The 1,064-nt window shown below is 68.2% G+C and carries 1 protein-coding gene; it reads left to right on the plus strand.

Going from position 1 to position 1,064, the window contains the following annotated elements:
• Positions 1-159: 159 nt before the first annotated feature.
• Positions 160-915: a DUF429 domain-containing protein gene (locus ACFXMV_RS23185; RefSeq protein ID WP_378503695.1), complete on the plus strand. Its 756-nt coding sequence runs from the start codon at positions 160-162 to the stop codon at positions 913-915.
• Positions 916-1,064 lie beyond the last annotated feature (149 nt).

Genomic DNA, 1,064 nt, shown 5'->3' on the forward strand with positions numbered 1-1,064 from the left:
TCCCCATTTCGGCGCCCCTGACGTCCAATCGCCGCCCTGCGGCGTTGTCGTCGTCGCCGATACAACAGCGGTATCGGCTCCTCCTCCGCCTTGCCTGACGACGATTGTCTCGTCAGGTGCATCCGAGGGGGATTAGGAGACACGCCCTAGCCTCAGCTGATGCGGACGGTAGGTGTCGACCTCGCGGCGGAGCCGAAGAAGACCGCGGTCGCGGTGATCGCGTGGTCCGAGCGGGTGGCAAGGATCGACAGTCTGCACGTGGGCGTCGGCAACGCCGAGATCATCGAGGCGGTCAGCGGCAGTGATCGGGCGGGGATCGATTCGCCCTTCGGGTGGCCGGACGCGTTCGTCCGATTCCTGATCGAACACGACTCCGGCACGCTGGCCGGGACCAACGACCTGGCGCGCAGGGACGGACGCCGGCCGCTGACGATGAGACGCACCGACCTTCACGTCCGCGAGTCGACGGGCCTCTCACCGCTCAGCGTCTCCGCTGATCGCATCGCGCACGTCGCGTTGCGCTGTGCGGGCCTGCTCGCCGAACTTCGCAAGCACGGCATCGAGGTGAACAGGGTCGAGGGACGCGCGGTGGAGGTGTACCCGGCGGCAGCCCTGCGCGGGTGGGGGTTGCCGGCGCGCGGTTACAAGGGGCGGGAGAAGCGCGCCGTCCTCACCGAACTCGTCGACCGGTTCATCGCGCTGGCGCCGTGGCTGGACTTCGGAGACCTGGCGCCTCTTCTGTGCCGAGAATCCGACGACGCGTTCGACGCGGTAGTGGCGGCGGTCGTCGCCCGTGCCGCCGCACTCGGCCGGACGGAGCTGCCCGCGGACACAGACCGGGCGGCTGCCGAACGGGAGGGCTGGATTCACCTGCCGAATTCGGACCTCGACGCGCTGCGCGGCACTCGCATCTGAGCATTCGTTGCGGATCAAGGCGCCCGACCAGGCGTTTTGGTGTTCTGAGGTTTGTCGCGTAACTTTTGTCGAGTCAGAGCGACACGGACACCGACCCGGGCCGAGAGGCCGGGGACACGAGGTTGGACGTAGGCGCCAGACCATCCCAG

It is taken from the genome of Rhodococcus sp. NPDC059179 (assembly GCF_042754885.1).
GTDB lineage: Bacteria > Actinomycetota > Actinomycetes > Mycobacteriales > Mycobacteriaceae > Rhodococcus_G.

What these genes read in the sequence shown, in the direction of transcription:
- ACFXMV_RS23185 (WP_378503695.1), top strand. Translation starts at nt 160, where the DNA reads ATGCGGACGGTAGGTGTCGACCTCGCGGCGGAGCCGAAGAAGACCGCG.